A 20,965-nucleotide genomic window follows, 5' to 3' on the forward strand; every position below is an offset into this window, starting at 1 on the left:
TTGCTTGAACAAATTGTGCTGTAATAGTTGCAAGTGCAGCCCCTTCTATTGCATATTTTCCCATTAATTTCATTAGAATGGGATCAAGAATTATGTTTAAAAAAGCTCCTAGCCCCATAATGAGCATTGCTTTTTTCATTAATCCTTCTCCACGCATAACCATGTTTGCTGATTGAGTAAAGTTTACAAATAAAGAACCAATAAAAATTACTCGTAAATATCTGATACCATATTCTTTAATTTCTCCACTTGCTCCAACCATATCTAAAAAATGTGGTGCAAGTAAAATTCCGCCTATTGTAATAATTGATGAGAATAGAATAACCCAAAAGATTAAATTCCCCATAATTTTATCAACTGTTTTTTTGTCGCCCTTTCCTATAGCTCTTGATAAAACCGATGCTGAACCTACACCAATAAGTGTAGATACACCACTATTGAAAAATGTAAGTGGCATAGCTACACCACAAGCTGTCATTGCTGTTTGTCCTATAATATTTCCTGCAAAAATTCCATCCATTAGTGGATAAAGACCTATTACTATCATTCCTATTACAGCAGGGATAGATAATTGAAAAAGTAAATCTATAGGTCTTTTTGTTAATAATTGTTCTTTCATATCTTGTTTCATAAAATCAACTCCTTACACAATCAGTCCATCTTTAATAAATTCCAAAATTTCTTTTTCATGTCCCTGGATATTTACTTTCTTGTATCCATTTTTTCCAAGCATTAACACAGAGTTACAAACCTTAAAAATAAGTTCTATATCATGAGTTATTATTGCAAAGGGATAAGTTTTTGAATATCTTTTTATTATTTGAGAAATGTCGTTCATCCTCTTATAATCTAAACCTGACGTAGGTTCATCAAGAATTATTAACTTTCTACCACTTAAACAAGCTGTCAATAGGGCAAGTCTTTGTTTTTGCCCACCAGATAGATTTTGAGGGTGATCATACCTATTTTCCCAAAGGTCAATATGTTTTAATTCTTTTCTAAGTCTATCTAAATATCCATTGTCATTAATTCTATCTTTTTGTAAAAGCTCGTTTTCTACTGTATCAAAGAAAATCTGATAATCCACGTCCTGCATCATATAATAAGAGTTTTTTAACCTTTCTTTTTTATTTTTTCCATAACTTGTTTTCCCATTATTTTTAATTAAGCCTGATAAAGTCTTTCCCAAAGTTGTTTTACCAATTCCATTTTGTCCAATAATTGCCATTATTTCTCCAGAATTGAGACTAAAGTAAAGATTTGTTATTAATTCATTATTACCTATTTTGATATTTAAGCCTGAGACCTCTAAGGCTTGTTCTTGAGGACAAACTAAATTTTCTGCTTTCAAAGATTTATAATTAATTGCTCTTAGTCCATATTCTTTGCAAGCATCTTCTGTAAGTTCTCCACGTGAAAATATTCTCTCTATTGTTCCGTTTTTCATATAGATTAGCCTGTCATACAAGTCATTTAAAAAGAATAATCGATGTTCAACTATAATAACAGTTTTTCCCATTTTTCTTAAATTAGAAAGGATATCCTTAAACTGTAGAATCCCATGATAATCTAAATTAGACGAAGGCTCATCAAAGAAAATAATTTTTGTATCATATAGTAACGTGGAAGCTATTGCTACTTTTTGTTTCTGACCTCCAGATAGTTCTGAAAGCTTCCTATCCATCAAGTCGCTAATTCCCATTTTTTCAAAAGTTTCTTTTGTTTTTAACTTCAATTTATCTAAGGACATTCCTAAATTTTCACCAACAAAAGCAACTTCCTCATCGGCAATAGTTGCAAAAAACTGGTCTGATGGATTTTGAAAGACATTGCCTATATATTTTGCAAGTTCTCCTTTTCTATAATCCATCAGATTTTTATCTAATAGTTTCACTTCTCCATTTAAAATTCCATTATAATGATTTGGGATAAGCCCATTTAGAATTCTTGTCAAAGTTGTTTTACCACAACCCGATAAGCCTGTAATTACAACTAATTCACCCTCGTAAATTTCTAAATCAATATTTTCAAGAACGGAAGAATTGTCTTCATCATATCGGAAATTCAAAATTTTAGCTTTTAATAAGCTCATCCTTCTAACCTCCATAATGCAAATACCATCAAAAAGGAAAATATGACAATATAATCTAAAATACCAAAATATATTGGATTATAACTTGTTTTTTCACCCTCATACTCAATACCTCTTGTTATTATAGAAGATGTTAATGTTTCGCTTACTTGAAGGCATTTATAGATAAGTGGAATAAGATAAAATTCAAATGAACGCACAGGATGTAAGGGGCTTATTTTTAAGCCCCTCACCCTCATTCCATTGCGTATTTCTTTAATTCTAGATTCTAATTCTCCAAGATATCTTAATGCAGTTACAAGAGCTATACTTACCATTTGTGGAAAATGAACCTTTCTTAAAGCTGCCATTATTTTGAGAGGGCTAGTGAGGATCAATACCCTACCAATATTAAAAATTGGATATAATTTTAATACCAAGGCAATTAGACCTATTATTGCCCCAGTAGTTAATCCTAAGTCAATATAAGATAAGATTTTTATTAACACATATAATCCTAAATAGATGCTCACCCTTTTGATAGCTTCTAAGTATGAAAATAACAAGACAACCACAAAGCTCATTCCCAAAAGAACATAATAAGCTATTCCATTAACAAGAAAAACCAAGAAAGACGAAATCAATATTATCAAAAAAAGAGTGATTGGATTTATATCTTTTGTCTTACTTTTTCCAAAATTGTTCACTACAAAATTCCTTTTTCTTTTCTCTTTTCAAAAAATTTATTGTTTATATATATGCCAAAGCATCCTGCAAGTAGTTCTAATATTACATTACATCCCATAGCTATTGCTATTACTTTATTCGTATAAAAGCTCGCCATCCATTCAGCTTGCTCTCTGCCTATAGAAGACGCAAACTTAACTATTCCTTCCACTCCTAAAACTTTAACAAAGATAATAGGATGCATAGCAACAATAAACATAGCCACTGAAAATGCTATTCCTACCTTCGTATTATTTTTATAATCACCTATTATAATTTCTGCCAATATTGCTGAAACTAGGCAGATAGGAATCATAATCCAATATCCCATCACTGAATATAGTAGACCATATATAATCCAAAATAGGGCTGCAGCTCCTCTCTTCTGAATTCTTTTTGCCATTATTACAAAAACTGGTCCAACAACAAAAGCTGCAAATCCAGCTGAAGCATAAAGAGCGATAGCTCCAAGTGTTCCTGTAAACATTGAAACAGCCATTCCAATAGCAAAACCAATTACTGTTAATACTGCAATTTGTACTATATCTTTTAATTTCATATAAACCTCCAATTTAAGATATATTTTTTCTTTCTGAGTAAACCCTAAGATTTACTTAGCATTATTATCTAAGATAATTTCTATCATTTTTTTTAATGCAAGTTTGTTCTTCACAAAATTTTCTCTTGCATTTAGAACTTCACAACCTAGAATAAATGTGTTAATAAAATCAGTTATTAATTCGATAACTTCACTTAATTCACCTCTTACATCTTCATCAAATAACATTAGAATACTATCAGATGATGATTTTTTTAGTTTCTTATATAAGTCTTTTAACTTATCGTCATGATTTAATTCCTGCAAAAACATTGCATAAATTGAAACATAGTCACTCTGATATAGCATTTTTTCTAAAATAATCTCAGATAAAACTTCGCTAAAATCCTGACTTGTTTTATTCATCTCATCATAGATTATCTTCTCTCTGTATTTATTTCCTTCTAACATAATGTCGTATAAAATTTCATAGGTAGAACCATAATGATGATACAAACCACCTCTAGAAAGCCCAGTAGCTTCCATAATGTCATTCATAACTGTATTTCTAAATCCCTTATCCAAAAAGACTTTCATAGCTGCTTGTCTAATCTGCTTTTTTCTTTCATCAGCTTCCATTTTCATTTCATAAATAACCTCCAAACCGACACTATTGTCGGTATTATTATATCAACACTGATAATCATTGTCAATAGCTTCGCTTATACTTCTTTATTAATTTCTTTAAATGCGGTATAATCAATAAAATTGAATAAACGCTTAACGCTTATAACTTTAATAGCAAGCACAGTAAGTGTACGGACACTTACGAAAAAATTAATGGAGCAAACCTTTACGGAATGCTCCATTTTTTTAATTTTTACCTTGTTAGGGAGAACCCTAAGACCCCGAAATATATTTATAAAGGAGAATAAAATGGCAAATAGATTTAGAAATGAAAGAATAGAAATAAAATTAACTAAGGAAGAAAAGGAAGTTTTTGAAAAGAAAATGAAACTTGCTAATTGCAAAACTATGTCCCACTTTCTTAGGAAATGTGTGTTGGAAAAAGAAATTTATATTGTAGACTTAGAACCATTTAGAAACCTACAATGGCTACTTTCAAATGCAACAAACAATATAAACCAGATTGCAAAAGCTACTAATACAACTGGTGTTATTTACAAAAATGAAATTGAATCTATGAATAAGCAGATAGAAAAATTATCAAGAGAAATATGGCAGATCCATTCCCTACTTCTTAATAAATCAAAAGAAAGTTCTGGTGATTAGTATGGCAATTACAAAAATACATCCTATAAAATCAACTCTAAATTTGGCAATAGATTATATAACCAAGAGTGAAAAAACTGATGAAAAAGTCTTGGTTTCTTCATTTAAATGTCATCCATCTACTGCCCATATTCAGTTTATGAAAACACGAAAGATCATATTCTATAGCATTTTTTGAAACAAAAACCTGCTAACAAAAGTCAAGCTTAAGCTGAAATTAATTTCAGCTTATTTTTTTGTGCAAATACTATATAATCTTTGCATATCCAGCTTCCATGCTATTATCAAAATTATACTTTAAGGATGTTTTCTTGGTGCTTGAAGCTAAAGCTAATTTCCTCCACATGAATTCTTTCGTTCGCTCAATTCACTAAAGTAAGCAATAAAAAAAGAATACCCTTTTGCAAGAGTATTCTTAATAAAAATACAATATCGTTAAACTTTATAAAATAAGAAAAAAATTATTTATTCATGTAGACTAGGATGTAGATATATAGGTGATTTTATCTTACTATTTAATCAATTGGGCACTTAAAGCATTTTCTAAAACATATTTATATTTTGAGAAAGTTTCAGAATCAAGCAACTGATATTTGTCATTCTTTAGCTCTATAATATTTATTTCGCTTTCAAATTCAAAATTCCTTCTTTCAAACCCAATTGATGAAAAAATCAATTGGGTATAATTTGATGAATTATCTAATATATATTCAATTAAGGATTGTGCCTTATCATAATCCATCTCCGCATTCTTAGGGCTATCTAATACCATAGGTAAATTCAAGCATTTATTATTAAAAATTTTTTTAATATCATTAAGTATAAAATACCATATAACTGTTGAAATTGGTTTATTACTTCCACTTGCACAAAAAACTCGATTAATTGCTTTATATTGTGCTTCCTCTAACTCATTCAATCCAAACTTTAAGACTTCCCTATCAATCATATCATAATATTTTTTATTGATATCCGATTTAATTTTAGATACTTCCTTCAAGTCTTCCTCAATATTTTCTAGTTTCTCTTTAAGTTCTCCTTGCAAATTAAACTCATTAAATAACTCTAAATTTAAACTATTATATAGTTCATTTAGCCCCATATAGCTGCTATAATTTTTTATTTCTGTCTTAGCTATACCAATGTTTTTCTTGTATGATTCCAACTTATCTAAAAACTCTTTATAACTACCCTCTATTTGTAAAATTGATTTTGAAATCTTTTCTATATCCTCATATATGCTGTCCTTTATATATAACGAATCCTCAATTGAATTGTATCTTTTACTTCTAAGATCAGTTGTATCTTTCAAAACTGAATGGCATTCAGGACATATATCTGTATTTAAAATATACTTTATTTCTTTTTCCTTTTTATTCTTAAACCTTTCAATTTGGTTCAATGCAATTTCAAGCTCATACTTTTCATTTCGTAAATTTGTAAGCTCATACCTAAATTTATTAATAGAATTCAGAATATAATCATATTCCTTTGTTCTAATAGAAAGCTCCCTTTCAAGCTCTTTTAAATTTTCAGGCACAACAATATTACCTAATAGTTTAGATACTTTTTCTTTCATTCTACTAGTTTCTCTGTATGCGTCTTCTGAATCATTTATACGTTCCAATAAATTTTGTTTACTTTCAACATGTTCAAAATAATTCTTATCATATATTCCAAATTGTGCATATATTACATCAGGTTTAAAATTTTGATATTGTCCTAATCTCTTAAAGGAACTAAAGTATGTTCCATCATAATAATCTTGGTCAATAAAATTCATTACATATGTATATGCTGGTGGAGCAATCTCCAGCTTCTCAGTCCTTCTATTCGGTAAAAATATTTCAAAATCCCAAATATTGCTTAAAAAATATGATAACTCAATTATAGTTGATGTTTGAAATAATATCTTAAAAACATCATTAAATACTTTGAATAACTTTTTATGGCGATATATAAAATATATATTATCGTTAACCGAAAACTCTAAAATATATACTTTATCTTCATTTTTCCATTTTTTATCGAAGTGGGCATCAGCACCCAAAGTATGATATAAACTACGTAACAAGACTGACTTCCCTCTATCTGTTCCATCAATGTTACTAGAAGTAACAATATTTAAACCTTTTTCAAAACATGTAACAAAAGCCTCTTTAGTTAAAATATCAAAAATATATATTTTATTGAAAATAACATCCATTAAATATCACCTCCCTCTGTGTATAAATAAAATACCATTAAATAAAATACTTTTTTCATGTATTTTGTGTATTCTATAGGGAATTCACTATCAAATACATTATTTAAAATATTAAAAAGGTCATTTTCGTTTTTTATCTTATCTATATTCCCTTCAATATACTCAAAAATTGATATCTTTAATACATTCAACTCATGGCTTTGATCAATTTCCAGTAAATTAGTTAAAGCTTGATTATATAATCTTCTTTCTGATGGGAATAAAGTTTTAATATAATCTTTAACCTGCTCAATGCCTGTTATAGATTTTTTCCTATGAGATTCAAGCATTTTATTAAACTCATTTTTAGAAATTCCTTTTAATTCTAGTACATCATTATAATTAGTGATTGCCATCTCATAAGAAGCTTTTTTCTGAGCTGTATCAGATACTAATCGAAATAAAGCATTAGGATTATTAGGTTCTTCATTTTTTATTTCTTGGAAAGCTTCAATTAACTTTCCAAGCAAAGCATAATGAGGATTTGTTAAGTCCATACTTTCACATACATAAAAAACATTATCAAGAATGACTTCTGATAACTTTAGTTCTTCTTGCAATTTATCTTCAATAAAATCTATTACTGTTTTGTCCAACTCACCTAAACAAACTTCTTGCCTTAAATCTTCTTTACTATCAATTTTCAAATGCTTATTACAAACTACAGCCAGCTTTATATTATGATTTGGGTTGTAAAGAGCATACAATGTTCCCAAAATAGATCTACTATTTCCTTTTCTCTTAGTTAGTGTTTTAGAACTATGATTACCTCTATTTATTGTTTTCACCTGGTAAAAATCAAGACCATTATCACGATGCAATTCAATATCACATTTGAAATCAAACACAATTGTATAGTCATCGTACAGCTTATATGCATCAATTAATTTACCAACTCCCCACAACAATTCAACTCTAAATCTATTTTTCGTTCTACTACCTGCTAAATCTAATGGTAAATTCATATAATAGTTCGAATATTCCAATATAATCACCTCACTTTTATGTCGTCATGCATTTATAATGTAACCTTTATAATATTTAATTAGTTTTTTCAAAAATCACTCTATAATCTTCTGTATGCCTTCTAATTCAAAAATATCAAAAACAGAACATCTGTAATTAAATTTTGTCTGTCTTAATTTATAAAATGTAATTTTCCTAATTTTGCTTTTCCATAAATTCACTATTTATCATACCTAATTCTTTTATTTTTGTAATAACATTTTATAATTAAATGATATCACTACATCCTACTTAAATCTTTTATTTATTCTATTATACCATTAAATATACGTCAAAAATAAAACGTTCTCCTTGATATAAAATTTATGCTTAAAAAAATAAAATCATTTCACTTCTCTAATACTTAATATTTTTTATCTATGATATGCCAGACAGTGTCTGTTAAATTACATCTCATTAATCCTATTTGATAAAGTTGTTACCACATCAACAACCTTATCAAAGCTCAGATCTCCAATATACTTATTTTCACTCAGATATACTTCCCACAAGGATCTTAGGTATGAATCTTCTTTTATGTCCTCGATTATTTCCTCATAGTCTTTCATTATCTCCTGACTTCCTCTTTTTTTTGAGGTTCTCTCTATTGCTTCTTTTAAAATTTCATAATCTATCTCATCTTTTTTCAGCTTGTAGAGAGTGTATAGGTCATAAAAGTCTCTCATTCGTGTTGTTGTTATATTTCTTCTGATTATGGTTTCGTATTTTTCAGCTAAAATTGTTTCTAATAGGTATAACATTATTTTTATATTTTCTTTGCTAAAGATACAGGGATAGGTATATTCTATTTCCCTTGGTATTGTTACTTCTCCCGTTGTTAGGTCAAGTTTCATAGGAATTTTTACTCATTCCTATTTTTACTAATAGCAATCAAAAAAGCACCTACCATTTGATAGATGCCGTTAAACAAATTTAAATTACTCTTTTGCTATAGGAACCCATAATTCCATTTGATAATCTTCTGAATTAGGGTCTCCATCTCCATATACTTCAAAATCAGGACTTTCATCATGTCTATATCCTTCTTTAGGGAAGAAATATGAAATAATATACTTCCATCCTTCGTGAATGCACTTTGGTATAGGACCTTCTAAGCTTACAATAGCATACTCTTTTTCAGGAATGCTGAGTATGTCTAACCCTAACTCCTCAGCTTTTACTTCATCCGTTAAATCAAAACCAGCTAAGTATATAAATGAATCTTCTTCATCCATTATATAGTCATATCCTACGCCAAAGATTTGACCATTACCAAACTCTTCAAATTTTTCTCTTGGTACTTTTTCAACTAGTCTATCCCAAACTTTTGGGAAATTTGAACTCTTAGTTACATCTGATTTAATACCAGCTACTTTAAACGCTCTCTTTTTCTCAATTTTAATATCCATTTGATTTCCTCCTTGAACTGAAATTGAAAAGTAGATTCTTGGGAAATATTGATACTTTTCTCCTTTTTTTACTTGACCTGGAGTTAGCTTATGAAAACTTTTAAAAGCTAAAGCAAAAGAATCCTGAGAATTATAACCATATTTTATTGCGATGTCTATAATTCTTTTATCTGAATTTTTTAAATCAATTGCAGCATTTGTCATCTTTCTTAATCTTATATATTCAGATAATGAATATCCTGATATGATTGAAAATATTCTTGAAAACATTGGAAATGAATATCCTGTTATCCGTGTTATTTCTTTTTCATCAAGTTCATCAGTTAAGTTATCTTCAATATATTCTATTGCTAAGTTAAAAGATTTCATTATATCCATATTTCTACCACCTTTCATTTAAATTGTACAAGGATTTATTAAATTATACCCGATAATGCTAATACAAATATTATAGCATCACATGTTTATACTATTTTTCTTCTCTGCCAGACTTCTTATCTTGCCCTTTATACTCTCGATATTAATCACAATAATACATCCACGTATTTTCTAACCTCATCTTCTATTTTAAATAGTCTACTGTATTTTATGAGTCGTCTTAGATTTTTATTTTGTGATTTAAAGTGTCTTTTTATGACTTCTGTAAAAATTTGTTTATCTATTTTTTCTCTGTCGATTATGATATCGCAAATTGTTCGATCTATATCGTAAACTGGAATAAGGTTGCCTTGTGGTGATTTTATTTCTGTCTTTCCTAGTTCGTATAAATCTTTCTTTACATAGTGAACTTGTGAGTCTTTATATCTATTTTTAATATGGCTTGCATTGTAGCCTTGGGGTAAAGATATATGAAATACATTTGGAGTTCTGTCGGATAGGTCGTGAAGGTAGAGGGCTGTTTGATGAGAAAATATAATTCGATTACTATTTGATGATATTAGAACAAAATCGTCTATTACTTTTCCTTTTAATTGATATAGTCCCGGTCTTAATCTTTCTAATTGTCCGCTCTTTGTTAATTCTGATAGATTATGCCTAGTATATCCAAGTTCTTCTGCTTCTTTGTTGGTGATTACTAAATTTTCTTGTATATAATTTTTAAGTGTATCCATAGTCCGCCTCCTCTCGTTTACGCTTTTGTTATATGTTATAAAAGCGAATATGTAAAGCTGGGCTATGAGTAATTTATATTTTGAGAAGGATGTAACGAATCCTTACTCCCTTCAATAAAAAGAGAGCAGCCTTTTAAGCTACTCTTATAGAAAGTACAAAATGAGTTTATCTTATTAATTTTTTCTTTGTGTCTCCTCATACCAGTTGCAAAACTACTATTACGTCCATATAGTTTTTTTTAGTCTTTTTAACATATCCTTCTTTATCTTTTTCAAAGACAAAATGCTTATAAAACTGCTTAAAATGCAGGATTTCTATATTTACATCTTTTGTATCAGCGCTATAGTCTCCGCGTGGCTTGAGAGGATAGAATGAATGTCATTTGAGTGTGTCCGTTCTCGGGAACATATCCACTGCGTTTTTGGGGCTATCGGTAGACGGGAACATATCAATACACCTCATGGATTATTATTTTAGAATGGATTTTAAGTAATCTAATAAATCTGATTTAGTTAGAGGCTCTGCATGACTTAAAATACAATACTTACAGTCGAAACTTTCTATCAAATTTGTTAATGACATTAATTTTTCTTTATCCATATACCCATCATCGTAGAAATCCTCGCTTGTTGAATCTCCCAAGAACAATATTTTTTCCTCAGGAATATAGATAAGCACCGTATCTTCCGAATGGGGTGAAACCGTATGAAAAATCATTGCGGTTATTCCACCGAGTTTAAGGGTAAGCTCTTTTTCAAATTGGATATCCGATAGAACGGCAATAATTCTTTTATTATCTACATATTCTCTAGCTAGGCACTCATCATCATTTATCAAAAATTTTATATATGCACTGTCAGATAGTTTGGCTCTTTCCTGTTTCAAAAACTCGTTGGTTTTATGGTGTGCAATGGACAATCCGTGAATTTTATGCATTCCAAAGGTATGGTCCCAGTGCCAATGAGTGATGACAGTAAAATCTGGCTTCTTTAGGTCCTCGATTTCTAGGGATTTATAAAATTCATCACCATGGTCTGCTGAATTTCCTGCATCAATGGCAAGTGCAATTTTATCTCCATTTAAGTATGCCAACATAGGCCTATCAGTTTCTGGTTGATGTGGATAATAAAAGACCCTGCTAGTTATCTTTTTCAGTTCCATTTGCCATCCCACCTTTCTGGTAATAAATCTTTCAGCAACACTTCTTCCATTTCAGGTAATACAATTTGGGTCTCTATATTTTGATTATCTATCTGTGCAATAAACTCTCTGCACCTTCCACATGGTGGAAGTATACTCCCATCTTCAAATACAGCGATAATCCTTTTGATTGCAGTTTCATTGTTCTTTACCATTTCAGCAATAGCTGACTGTTCAGCGCATAAGCCAATAGAACAGGGCAAGTCAATGCATATTCCTGTAAAGATGTTACCGCTATTTGTCTCCAACGCGCACGCAACATGCCCTGAAGTTCCAAAGTTCCGTAACTTTTTATGATTAATTATACTGAAAGCAATTTGATATAATTCTTGTTTATTCATTTTCTTCTCCAATATTATTTAGCTTAATAATACGTTATTCTTTTTTCAAAACACTAAGTTATTCAGTTCACCATCAAGAACTTTTATAGTTTCATTTCTTTCCTTATCCTCTTGATTGTCATATAAAAGTTGTTCAATAAACTCCCATATATCTTCTAGTTTACGTCTAATATGATAGAATAACAAAGCATCCGTATTGATTAAAAAATCTTTGTGTAATTTCAGGTATATGTTCATAAATACATCATAATATGGCTTATCAACAAAAAACATGAGATCAGCTTTTACTGGAGCCAATTTCAAGCCTTCCCAGTCAATTAGAACTAACTGCTCATCCCGTTGCATCAAGTTCCAATTATGAATATCTGTATGGCATAGGGCCATTTTAGGATTACTTCGTCTTAGAATCTCCGACAGTCCTTCAACTCTGTCAATAGATTGTTCAAGGGGTTTTATGTGTGCCCCAAGCAAGCATTTTAAGTCCATGGGAAGACTGGCGCATTCTTTACGCAATACTTGTTTTAGCTGTTTCAGAAATGGCAAGCTAAAATCTTCCCTAATTAGTTGCACATATACCTACTATATCAATAAATTTTGAGTTATCATTGACTATATTAGTTGCTATTATCAGAATAGTCGTCGATAACTATATTTTCGTGCAAATATGCAAATAAGTAAAATGATAGTTATGTTATATCATAATAATTGAAAATAATAGAATGCATTTTTCAATGTAATAAGATTAAGCGTTCTCTTAAAGTTAGAGAACGCTTAATTATTTTTAATTTATTGAAATAATTTGTAACTATTGAAAACAGACAAAAATTGTTCATTGGATAATTTATCAAGATCAGTAACATTCGCATGCTTCAGCACCTGTCTTAATTGATTTTTAGTAAAAAGAACATGATATTCCCTGTTTACCCATTTATAAACGAAAAATCTATACTTTTTGTAGTCCTTCTTTAAAATAAATGGTTTATGCCTTTCAAGTACAATCAATACAGAATCTACATTAGGCTTAGGGTGAAAATATGCTCGTGGCACTTTTTTAAGAATTTTTATATCCATTTCCACCATTAACAGCAAACCTAAAGCTCGTTGGGTATTTTGCAACCTTTTAGCAAATCCCCTCTCTACAATAAGGTAGCTATATTTCGCTTGACTATCAAAAGCAATCTTTTTTACAATATCAGTACTAATATTGTAGGGAATATTACCAAATATTTTATAGTCTGTATTTTTAGGAAAGCTAAACTTCAAAATATCCTCATGAATAACTTTTATATTCTGAAAAGGTTCAACTGCTTTTTTCGTGGCATGACATAAACCTTCATCAATCTCTATAGCATTCACCCGTTGACTCATTTCCACAAGTTCCTTGGTAAAATGTCCTTTTCCTGACCCAATTTCTATTATTTTATCTTGTTTATTGATATTCGTATATTTTAATATTTCCTTTACATGCTTTTTAGATGTAATGAAATTTTGCGTATTTTTCGGGTTTTTCTGTTTCATTATAAACTTCTCCTTGCCGGTTATAATGAACTAATCTTAAGAGCTCATTATAACCAATTATTTTTGGTTTGGTTGATAATGAAATCTCTCAATAACAAATATAGAAAACATACCCATACCTTTACCTCCTTTAATTTTTTTCATTATAAATGAGATAAAGTAATATCTACTACTGCAATACATGTACACATATTTAACTCCTCCTTATGCAACTGATTATATCACTTTTAATTTCTCTATTCAATAAAGTTCTGTGCTAATCTACCTCACCCTATGGATTTTTAATCCCGAAACATCAAATGTCATCTGTCAAATGCCCTATTTAAAAGGGTCAAAAAACGGTATTTTTTAGCCTGTTTTTGACCCAATTTTCGTACTCAAACCACTACATGTTGTGGTTGACTCCTATTATTCCTTGTCCAAACCACAATACGTCATCAGAATTGCTGCTTCAACGTGCCTTGAGTGGGCAAAAAAGATGTCGCACCCCACTGGTATCCCCTTGGCGGAAGCCCATATTTCTGAAACAGTCGCCTGGATAGGCTATTTTTCATTGATTTGGTGCCTGCTTTTGCGTCACAATCCAAGTAATTGTAAGCAATAAAGCCTTCAAAAGCATGTTGTCCTCTTGAAGGCTTTATTCGGTACAACTTTAAAATTGGTTTACTTATCTTTATCTTCCTCTCTAAGATACTTAACTAGCCCCGGATAATTGCTTATCCTTACAGTTCGGATCAATTAGAATTAGCCGAAAACGGCGGCGAAGAAACGAACCACCGAGAAGCACCGCCGCATTGCCGAGCTTGATACCCTCATTGAACGACTGTATGCGGACCGGAAAAGGCGCGGTTGACCGCCTTGCCCTCAAAGGCTTAGGGGCATATCAACTATATATTGGGGCCGAGTGCCGTTACTTTAACACCGCCGCTAGCCATGAGCTTATGCTTCCTTTAGGACACTGTCCCAACAGACACTTTTTAAAGTATGCTGCACTAATCCTTATTTTTCACAGCATAGCGCAATGACAGACAGCCATGTTCTGCATTCTCTGTTCCCTGCAATTCCAAATTAACTTTTTCAGATAACAGAAGGTTATCAAATAGTTGTTTTTCTTTATTACCTACAAAACATGGTGATATCACAAGACTGATTTCATCAATAAGTCCGTTTTCTAATAATTTGTTGGTTAATCCACCGCCACTGTCTGTCCGCATGTATTTACACCCATATTGCTCATGCAGGATCTGAAAGGCTTTTTCATAGTCCACATGATCATTTCCTGACACAATATATGGGTAATGCCTTTCCTCCAAATAATTCAAATATTCCTTCGGAGTGGCAGTTGATACCAGAATGACAATTTCCTTCAGATATCCAAGATTTCTTAAGCAATGAAGACTTCTCAAGATACCTCTGCTGTCAGGTATGACTCCTATTGGTCTGGGGTCCTCCGGGCTTGTTATGATTTTCTCAAAATCAGCCTCTGTTTCAGCAGGATATTTTTCAAATGCAGTAAAAACAGTATTGGACCCAAACAGCACCGCATCCGAATGAATTCCCCCGGCAACCTGGTAGTAAACTTCCGGATTATCAAAGCCTTTAATGCGGCCATCAAGGCTAATTTGTGTGTGCATAATTATCTTTGGTTTCATATTTTTCAATCCTCCTTTTTGATAGTAGAATATCATAATACACTGACAGCTGTATGTCAGCAGGGGATATGAAACCTTACAAAAAATACATAACAGACCAATCGCTTTCTCTAAATCAAGTTTAGGCAGTGATTCGTAATTTGTGCCAGGTGTTTACGGGTTATGCATTTTAATTCATCAGGTTGGACTATTTCAATGCCTGATCCATATTCAATCAGCTGCTTGCTCAATATCTCAAAGGAATCTGTCTGGAATTCGATTTCCATTTTACTTCCCAAATCGGTTTCTTCAAGGAAGCCGAGAGAATACCTGTTCTTGATAGAATTGTATGTCTCCCCTTTTTCAGCTCTAAGAATTACATTATATAGTTTTTTATATGAAAGCATTTGTTTTAATATTTGTTCCAAAGAGCCATCATGGCTTTGACAGAGCTCTTCTTCTATGCAAATGCTTTTAATCCGATCCACACGAAAATTCCTATATTCATTTCTTAGCCTGCAAAACCGATTAAGTACCAGTTCTGTTCATAAAACCCCAGTGATATAGGCTCTATCATTCTGCTTTCCGGTTCTTGCCCTCCTGATGCAGGATATTGAATTGATATTACCCTTTTATTGCAGATTGCAGTCTGAATTGCTGCAATAACGTTATCCGCCAATGTATTTTTCTGTCCAGATGTGCTGTACACGTTAATACTGTTCTCCAACTCCTGTGCATAGTTTTTTTCACCATGCTTCAAAATAGATTTGATTTTATACATAGCTGAATCAAAATCCTTTATAAATGATTCATCTCCATGGCAATTTAAAAATTTCCCTGCTGTAATCAATGCACCCACTTCCGCCGCTGTAAACATTACCGGCGGAAGTAGGAAGCCCTCTACAAGAAAATATCCTTTTCCGGCCTCAGATCCAATTGGTATTCCGGCTTCTTCAAGTGTCCGGATATCTCTGTAAACTGTCCTTAAGCTTATATTAAATCGCTGTGCAATTTCTTTGGCAGGAATTATTTTTTTTGATTGCAGCTGAATAAGAATAGAGGTTACTCTGTTAATCCTGTTCAAATTTTATTCCTCCTCTGTGACTTCCATAAAAAGTATATCCTATGCGTTCTTAAGCTAGCTGCTGTTAGTGCTTCTCATTGCACCCTGGTTATAAAAGCCATACTCACAAACCTCTTCACCAAAACTCTTTACATCTCTAATATAGAACTCTATCTAGCGAACTTTTAGAAAAGATATAAAACATCAGAGTATGGACAGTTGCGGATGTACTTCAGAAAAGATTAGATGTCTAAAAAGCTTGTAGTTAAAGCTTTTTAGACATCTAAATCTAGGTACTAAAACAATTCATCCAGTAAAATATAATATTTTATTTTCTCCCAATCAGGCTTGATCCCCAGTAAGTCAAAAAATAGCTCGACATACTGTTCTTCCCCGATATCCTCCCTGATCGATCGGACGCAGAAGGCAATGTCATACCACTTGTCCGCCCTGCCGCTTCTCCCAAGATCAATAAAGCCACTTACTTTGCCATCTTTCACAAAGATGTTGCTGTCTCCCAGGTCGCCGTGGGAAAAGACAAGTTCCTCTTCGGGCTTTTCCGTCTTTAAAAAATCATACAGCTCGCGCGGATCTTTAAATGGAGTGTCTTCTTCCCAGTTTTCGCAATCCACATCGGCCAGATCGTTATTCAGTAAGTAATCCAATTCGGCTAAGCGGCTGTCTAAGCTATTCGTATAGGGACAATCCGATATGTCGATGGAGTGAAAGAGCCTGATGCACTCCGCATACAGCTCGATAATCTTTTCAGGGCTTTGTTCATCTTCATACTCTTCCGAGCAAAGGACGCCATCGGCCTCACTCATGAGCAGATTGCTCCAGCCATCATGCCGTTCAAAGTGCAGGACCTTTGGAACAGGCAGCTTTCCTTCCAGCCATAGCATCATGTCCTTTTCTCGTTCCACATCATAGGTGGTCCCTTTATACCGGCTGTCCGTCATTTTTAAATATAGGTTTTCATTTTCTCCCACCAGCTTATATACCTTAGCAGGAGACATTCCTTCCGTATCTTTTACGCAGCGGTATTTTTCGATCAGTTTTTTCAATTCCGGTGATATTCTCATTTTAGCCATTTATTATTTCCTTCCTCTTTTCTACAGTATTTAAAGATACCCCAAGAAGCTAATTATAACAAGACGAACTCCAATTCACTGTTCCTTGCATTCTAAAACCTTAAATACCAGAAAACAGCTTTTTCAAAGTTGTTTTCAAAGTTGGCGTATAACATAGTATCGACGGAGCCGATTTTGAAACCACAATTATGATAGAATTTACAAGCTATAAGGTTATTGTCCTGGGTTTCAAGCATTAGTCCATGCAAGTTTTTATGCTTTGCCCATTCTATAGATATATTGATAAGCGCGCTGCCTATGCCTTGCCCCCTGAAATCCTTACATACGGCGATATCTTCTATATAAGCGTACCGGTTCCAATTTTTTCGCAGTTTAACTTTTCCGACGCATTTATCGTCTTGGTAGTAAAGATATATTATCTTATCAGTATTGTCAATATATTCAAGGCAATCTGCCTCCTCATCCTCTTCATCCTCTTCGTCTTGGTAGCTTTTTAAATATGGCGCTTCATAGAGTAATTCTGTAAAGGTCCAATTCTCGTTTTCATACCTCGGTATAATCTTACCTATCACCTCAAATGGTTCGCTGGGTTTATCGATATCTTTCAGGTGCCCTGCTTTCATTTCTGTAATCACTGTTCCCGCCTCTCTTCTATATCAGCGGCATATGTGCTATCCAGGCAGCCGGTTTTACCAGTGTATTTTTTATACATGTCCCTGGTATATTTTGTTATATTCCTATCATACTCCGGATAGGCATAATGAAGCCTTTCCGCCACCTCACCGGATACCGCCCTGAACAATTGATGGCATAGAAATAATGCTTCCCATATGTTTTCATAGGAATCCATCCGGTAGGTGGACAAAAGTTTCTCCCACAAATCCTCGGATATATACCTTTCAATAAACTTATAGTTCTTGCCTACACTTAATTTAAAGCCTGTTTCGATGCCGACCTTCCATGATATCATTCTCAGCAGCTCATGGCGAACAATCTGATTAAAATGATCAATAGCAAATAAAATTTCCTTACGGCACAATCCTTTAATAACATAAGGTGTTACATTCCAAAATTCATTGCAGCAATCATCATACTCCCTTGCGCTTGGCTTTCTTACATGATAATCTATATCAGTCGGAACTATGTCCCTTTTAATTCTACAATCTTTATCAATTAGAACCTTTATTAATTTATCGCCCTTTAGGTAATTATCTAACTCTTCCAAGGGCAATAAGGTAAGATCAATTTTATTGTAATCATCAAATAGCATAAGATAGGAAAATCCCTTTTCTTCAGGTGGGAATAATTCCATATCCTCCGGCTTTTGCATCATTATTATATTCCCAAATTGATTAAGCCAGTCATCATTAGATATAAACGGTTCTATATCACTTACAAAATATGTAATATCATAATCCTGAAATTCATCTTTAGGTATATTAATATTTGCGCGTGACCCCTCAAGGGTCACAATTCGAATACGTTCATCCTGTTCTGCTAAAGAAAGTACTAAATCCATCATTTCTTTTTCTGATCTCATTTACATACTCCTCGTTTATTTTTTCTATATTATTACATCTTCTTTTTTGCCGATACAATCAGCATCATTGGGCGTCGCATTTCATCCGCCATCCCCGGAATATCCATCATGTTCTCTGGCGGCTGTGGCTCCACAATCTGATTTATTATAAAACTATTTGAAAGCAGTGTATTTAGATATGTGGTCAGTGTTCTATGATATTTTGTAACCTTTTCTTCCAAAAACATAGCTGTCCGTTTGCCCTCATAATAATAATTGTCCACCGGGAAATGCAGTATTTCTCCTTTTTCGTTATAATACCAGTCTTGTGTTCCATGAGCAGTAAAAACAGGATGTTCAACTGTAAAAACTAAATTGCCACCAGCCTTCAGCATCCTATATATCTTTTTTATTAAATTCTCATAGTCTGCTACATAATGAAACGCAAGCGAACTTAGTATTACATCAAAGCTCTCCTCTGGGAAATCCACATCTTCTATAGCACAACATCTATATTCAATCTGTGAGAAATGCGTTTTCTCTTTTGCTACTTTGAGCATTTTATGAGAAATATCAACACCTACAACAGAAGACGCTCCGTGTTCCATCGCATAAATACAATGCCATCCATAGCCGCATCCTAAATCAAGCACAAGCTTATCTTTAAAATCCGGCAGCAGCTTTCTCAATGTTTCCCATTCTCCTGCACCGGCTAGTCCCTGCTGTGATCGACTCATTTGACTGTATTTTTGAAAAAATATATTATCATCATATTTGTTTTCTTTCATCTGAATTCCCCTCGTTTAAAAAGTTATTCATCTCCGTTGCAATTTTTTTCACTTCTTTATAAAGCTTCTCGGTCAGATCGTAGCATTCAAAAAGTGAAAGACCGAGTACTTCAAAAATATGATTAACCCTTTCAGCATATTTTTCAGGTTTATATTCAAAGGTTTCAATCAGTTTTATAGCTTTCTTTTCGTTAATGCAATAAGCATTATTACATGCAAATAGTACTTGATTTAAGCATGAAATAATACGAAAAACATGGCCTGCAATATAATATTTATCCTCTGCTCCCGCATTTGCTTTTACAAACATTAAAGAGAACTCTGCTTCAAATATAAAGAAGTTTATCAAGTTCTTCTTTAGAGCACCAGGGTAAATTTCTGCCTGATTTTTTAATTCGCATAAGCTTTCATTCTTAGTATATAGTATCTTGCTGATCGCCAATTCTCCACGATACATAGCACTTATATATCCATGGGGATGCCCCGTCTGATAATTAGTAGTAACAATTCCTTGCTCCGTATCTTTGATTATTTGTTCCACCCGTTTTATATCACGTAAAATCAAGTCAACATGATACCCATTTATAACTAACCATCCGCCGCCATTAATCCAATCACCCCACGCTCCGGGAGGTACAACAAGGTTATTTCTATTCTCATCATCCAACTCTGTAGCAATTTGATTAATCGCTGTAATGTCAAATGATTCTGATTTGTAATAGATTCCGATATCTATATCAGAATCCTCTGTATGTGTGCCTCTTGCACGAGAACCCCCTAATACAATGCCTTCTATATAAGGCAAAGAGGATAATTTGTCTGTCACTGATTGAATAATATTATCTATCATACTGAATCTCTCCTTTCAATATCAAAAGCTATATCTCATGTTGAGAAACACTTTTTTTGCCATATGTTCCTTATGCTTTACGTATATTTATATGGAAAGGAAAGGGGGCCTTCGGAATTCATCTTGAAGGCCTTATTTTCCCTGATTAGTGATCTAAACTACTTAGTGCTTAGATAAAATCCATAATCTTTTTCACTGCCCTACTTACCATCTGTCAAATAAGAAAAGTAAAATAATTATCAGACCATGAATATACAACAAAACAATCATAATATTTCTTTTATAACGTAATGATACAGATTAATGTATTAATTTAAAAGAGCAGCCGTTAAATTGAAGTCAATATCTGTTCTATCCACTCCCTAATTGATTATTGCTACTGTTTACTCAATCTGGTTGTTTTTCTGACACTCTCGATCTGTTCTCACAAACAAAGAAACACACATTTCTCCGAGTTGATAAAATAGATGTTTCTTCTTAAAACATTGCTATATCATTATTTTCTTGACATCAAACATACCGTCTCAGCAGGCGATTTCTGCCAATCGAAGCTCCCTATTCGGT

General features: G+C 32.5%; 23 protein-coding genes and 2 pseudogenes. 2 read left to right on the forward strand and 23 right to left on the reverse strand.

Annotated features, from left to right (window positions below; translation table 11 throughout):
- The 5 genes from HGPB_RS00790 to HGPB_RS00810 all read right to left on the reverse strand — a co-directional run.
- Positions 1 to 631: MATE family efflux transporter (locus HGPB_RS00790; RefSeq protein WP_036737968.1), on the reverse strand; the 631-nt coding region annotated here is incomplete at its 3' end.
- A gap of 12 nt (positions 632 to 643) precedes the next feature.
- The gene (locus HGPB_RS00795) at positions 644 to 2,092 is read right to left on the reverse strand and encodes an ABC transporter ATP-binding protein (protein WP_019131783.1); all 1,449 of its coding nucleotides are present in this window, start codon (positions 2,090 to 2,092) and stop codon (positions 644 to 646) included.
- On the reverse strand, positions 2,089 to 2,778 hold the full coding sequence (locus HGPB_RS00800) for an energy-coupling factor transporter transmembrane component T family protein (protein ID WP_019131784.1): 690 nt from the start codon (positions 2,776 to 2,778) through the stop codon (positions 2,089 to 2,091). The genes HGPB_RS00795 and HGPB_RS00800 overlap by 4 nt, the downstream gene beginning before the upstream one ends.
- On the reverse strand, positions 2,778 to 3,356 hold the full coding sequence (locus tag HGPB_RS00805; protein WP_019131785.1) for an MptD family putative ECF transporter S component: 579 nt from the start codon (positions 3,354 to 3,356) through the stop codon (positions 2,778 to 2,780). Before HGPB_RS00805 ends, HGPB_RS00800 begins: the two co-directional genes overlap by 1 nt.
- Before the next feature lie 51 nt (positions 3,357 to 3,407).
- Positions 3,408 to 3,980, reverse strand: a complete 573-nt coding sequence (locus HGPB_RS00810; protein ID WP_004835128.1) for a TetR/AcrR family transcriptional regulator — start codon at positions 3,978 to 3,980, stop codon at positions 3,408 to 3,410.
- Between the two features lie 291 nt (positions 3,981 to 4,271).
- On the opposite strand from HGPB_RS00810, the gene HGPB_RS00815 reads away from it, so the two are divergent.
- Entirely contained in the window at positions 4,272 to 4,628 is a 357-nt protein-coding gene (locus tag HGPB_RS00815; protein WP_019131786.1) for a plasmid mobilization protein, read from the forward strand.
- Between the two features lies 1 nt (position 4,629).
- Positions 4,630 to 4,782: pseudogene (locus HGPB_RS08530) on the forward strand (relaxase); the annotation flags it as partial.
- Between the two features lie 357 nt (positions 4,783 to 5,139).
- Here the strand turns inward: HGPB_RS08530 and HGPB_RS00825 are convergent.
- From HGPB_RS00825 to HGPB_RS00905, 18 genes and pseudogenes are all read right to left on the reverse strand, one after another.
- On the reverse strand, positions 5,140 to 6,834 hold the full coding sequence (locus HGPB_RS00825) for a hypothetical protein (protein ID WP_004838629.1): 1,695 nt from the start codon (positions 6,832 to 6,834) through the stop codon (positions 5,140 to 5,142).
- Positions 6,834 to 7,859, reverse strand: coding sequence for a DUF4297 domain-containing protein (locus HGPB_RS00830; RefSeq protein WP_019131787.1), 1,026 nt, complete (start codon positions 7,857 to 7,859; stop codon positions 6,834 to 6,836). The genes HGPB_RS00825 and HGPB_RS00830 overlap by 1 nt, the downstream gene beginning before the upstream one ends.
- Before the next feature lie 426 nt (positions 7,860 to 8,285).
- Positions 8,286 to 8,751, reverse strand: a pseudogene (locus HGPB_RS00835) (nucleotidyl transferase AbiEii/AbiGii toxin family protein); the annotation flags it as partial.
- A 65-nt stretch (positions 8,752 to 8,816) separates the two neighbouring features.
- The gene (locus tag HGPB_RS00840) at positions 8,817 to 9,665 is read right to left on the reverse strand and encodes an AraC family transcriptional regulator (protein WP_019131789.1); all 849 of its coding nucleotides are present in this window, start codon (positions 9,663 to 9,665) and stop codon (positions 8,817 to 8,819) included.
- A gap of 146 nt (positions 9,666 to 9,811) precedes the next feature.
- Positions 9,812 to 10,399 carry a type IV toxin-antitoxin system AbiEi family antitoxin domain-containing protein gene (locus HGPB_RS00845; protein WP_019131790.1) on the reverse strand — a complete coding sequence of 196 codons (588 nt, stop codon included), beginning with the start codon at positions 10,397 to 10,399 and terminating at the stop codon, positions 9,812 to 9,814.
- A gap of 469 nt (positions 10,400 to 10,868) precedes the next feature.
- Complete coding sequence (locus HGPB_RS00850; RefSeq protein WP_019131791.1) at positions 10,869 to 11,561, reverse strand: MBL fold metallo-hydrolase; 693 nt, start codon at positions 11,559 to 11,561, stop codon at positions 10,869 to 10,871.
- A complete protein-coding gene (locus tag HGPB_RS00855) occupies positions 11,552 to 11,941 on the reverse strand; it encodes a cytidine deaminase family protein (protein WP_001041171.1) in 390 nt (129 codons plus the stop codon). The genes HGPB_RS00850 and HGPB_RS00855 overlap by 10 nt, the downstream gene beginning before the upstream one ends.
- A 45-nt stretch (positions 11,942 to 11,986) precedes the next feature.
- Positions 11,987 to 12,511, reverse strand: a complete 525-nt coding sequence (locus HGPB_RS00860; protein WP_001176020.1) for a phosphotransferase — start codon at positions 12,509 to 12,511, stop codon at positions 11,987 to 11,989.
- A gap of 216 nt (positions 12,512 to 12,727) precedes the next feature.
- Complete coding sequence (gene erm(A) / locus HGPB_RS00865) at positions 12,728 to 13,459, reverse strand: 23S rRNA (adenine(2058)-N(6))-methyltransferase Erm(A) (RefSeq protein WP_000810833.1); 732 nt, start codon at positions 13,457 to 13,459, stop codon at positions 12,728 to 12,730.
- Positions 13,460 to 13,516: 57 nt separating this feature from the next.
- Positions 13,517 to 13,642 (reverse strand): erythromycin resistance leader peptide, encoded by a 126-nt coding sequence (locus HGPB_RS09080; protein ID WP_017771940.1) that lies wholly within the window; start codon positions 13,640 to 13,642, stop codon positions 13,517 to 13,519.
- Between the two features lie 809 nt (positions 13,643 to 14,451).
- Positions 14,452 to 15,111: a dihydrofolate reductase family protein gene (locus HGPB_RS00870; RefSeq protein ID WP_000802831.1), complete on the reverse strand. Its 660-nt coding sequence runs from the start codon at positions 15,109 to 15,111 to the stop codon at positions 14,452 to 14,454.
- A gap of 110 nt (positions 15,112 to 15,221) precedes the next feature.
- On the reverse strand, positions 15,222 to 15,578 hold the full coding sequence (locus HGPB_RS09150) for a WYL domain-containing protein (RefSeq protein ID WP_000374054.1): 357 nt from the start codon (positions 15,576 to 15,578) through the stop codon (positions 15,222 to 15,224).
- A gap of 23 nt (positions 15,579 to 15,601) precedes the next feature.
- Positions 15,602 to 16,174, reverse strand: coding sequence for a helix-turn-helix transcriptional regulator (locus HGPB_RS09155; RefSeq protein ID WP_001079938.1), 573 nt, complete (start codon positions 16,172 to 16,174; stop codon positions 15,602 to 15,604).
- Between the two features lie 275 nt (positions 16,175 to 16,449).
- Positions 16,450 to 17,244 carry an aminoglycoside O-phosphotransferase APH(3')-IIIa gene (aph(3')-IIIa, locus tag HGPB_RS00885; protein ID WP_001096887.1) on the reverse strand — a complete coding sequence of 265 codons (795 nt, stop codon included), beginning with the start codon at positions 17,242 to 17,244 and terminating at the stop codon, positions 16,450 to 16,452.
- A 92-nt stretch (positions 17,245 to 17,336) separates the two neighbouring features.
- Complete coding sequence (gene sat4 / locus HGPB_RS00890; protein WP_000627290.1) at positions 17,337 to 17,879, reverse strand: streptothricin N-acetyltransferase Sat4; 543 nt, start codon at positions 17,877 to 17,879, stop codon at positions 17,337 to 17,339.
- Positions 17,876 to 18,784, reverse strand: a complete 909-nt coding sequence (locus HGPB_RS00895) for an aminoglycoside nucleotidyltransferase ANT(6)-Ia (protein WP_001255866.1) — start codon at positions 18,782 to 18,784, stop codon at positions 17,876 to 17,878. Before HGPB_RS00895 ends, sat4 begins: the two co-directional genes overlap by 4 nt.
- A 32-nt stretch (positions 18,785 to 18,816) precedes the next feature.
- Positions 18,817 to 19,551, reverse strand: coding sequence for a class I SAM-dependent methyltransferase (locus HGPB_RS00900; RefSeq protein WP_019131792.1), 735 nt, complete (start codon positions 19,549 to 19,551; stop codon positions 18,817 to 18,819).
- The gene (locus HGPB_RS00905) at positions 19,532 to 20,401 is read right to left on the reverse strand and encodes a nucleotidyltransferase domain-containing protein (RefSeq protein WP_019131793.1); all 870 of its coding nucleotides are present in this window, start codon (positions 20,399 to 20,401) and stop codon (positions 19,532 to 19,534) included. The genes HGPB_RS00900 and HGPB_RS00905 overlap by 20 nt, the downstream gene beginning before the upstream one ends.
- Positions 20,402 to 20,965 lie beyond the last annotated feature (564 nt).

Source organism: Peptoniphilus obesi ph1, from assembly GCF_000311865.1.
GTDB classification, from domain to species: Bacteria; Bacillota; Clostridia; order Tissierellales; family Peptoniphilaceae; genus Peptoniphilus_E; species Peptoniphilus_E obesi.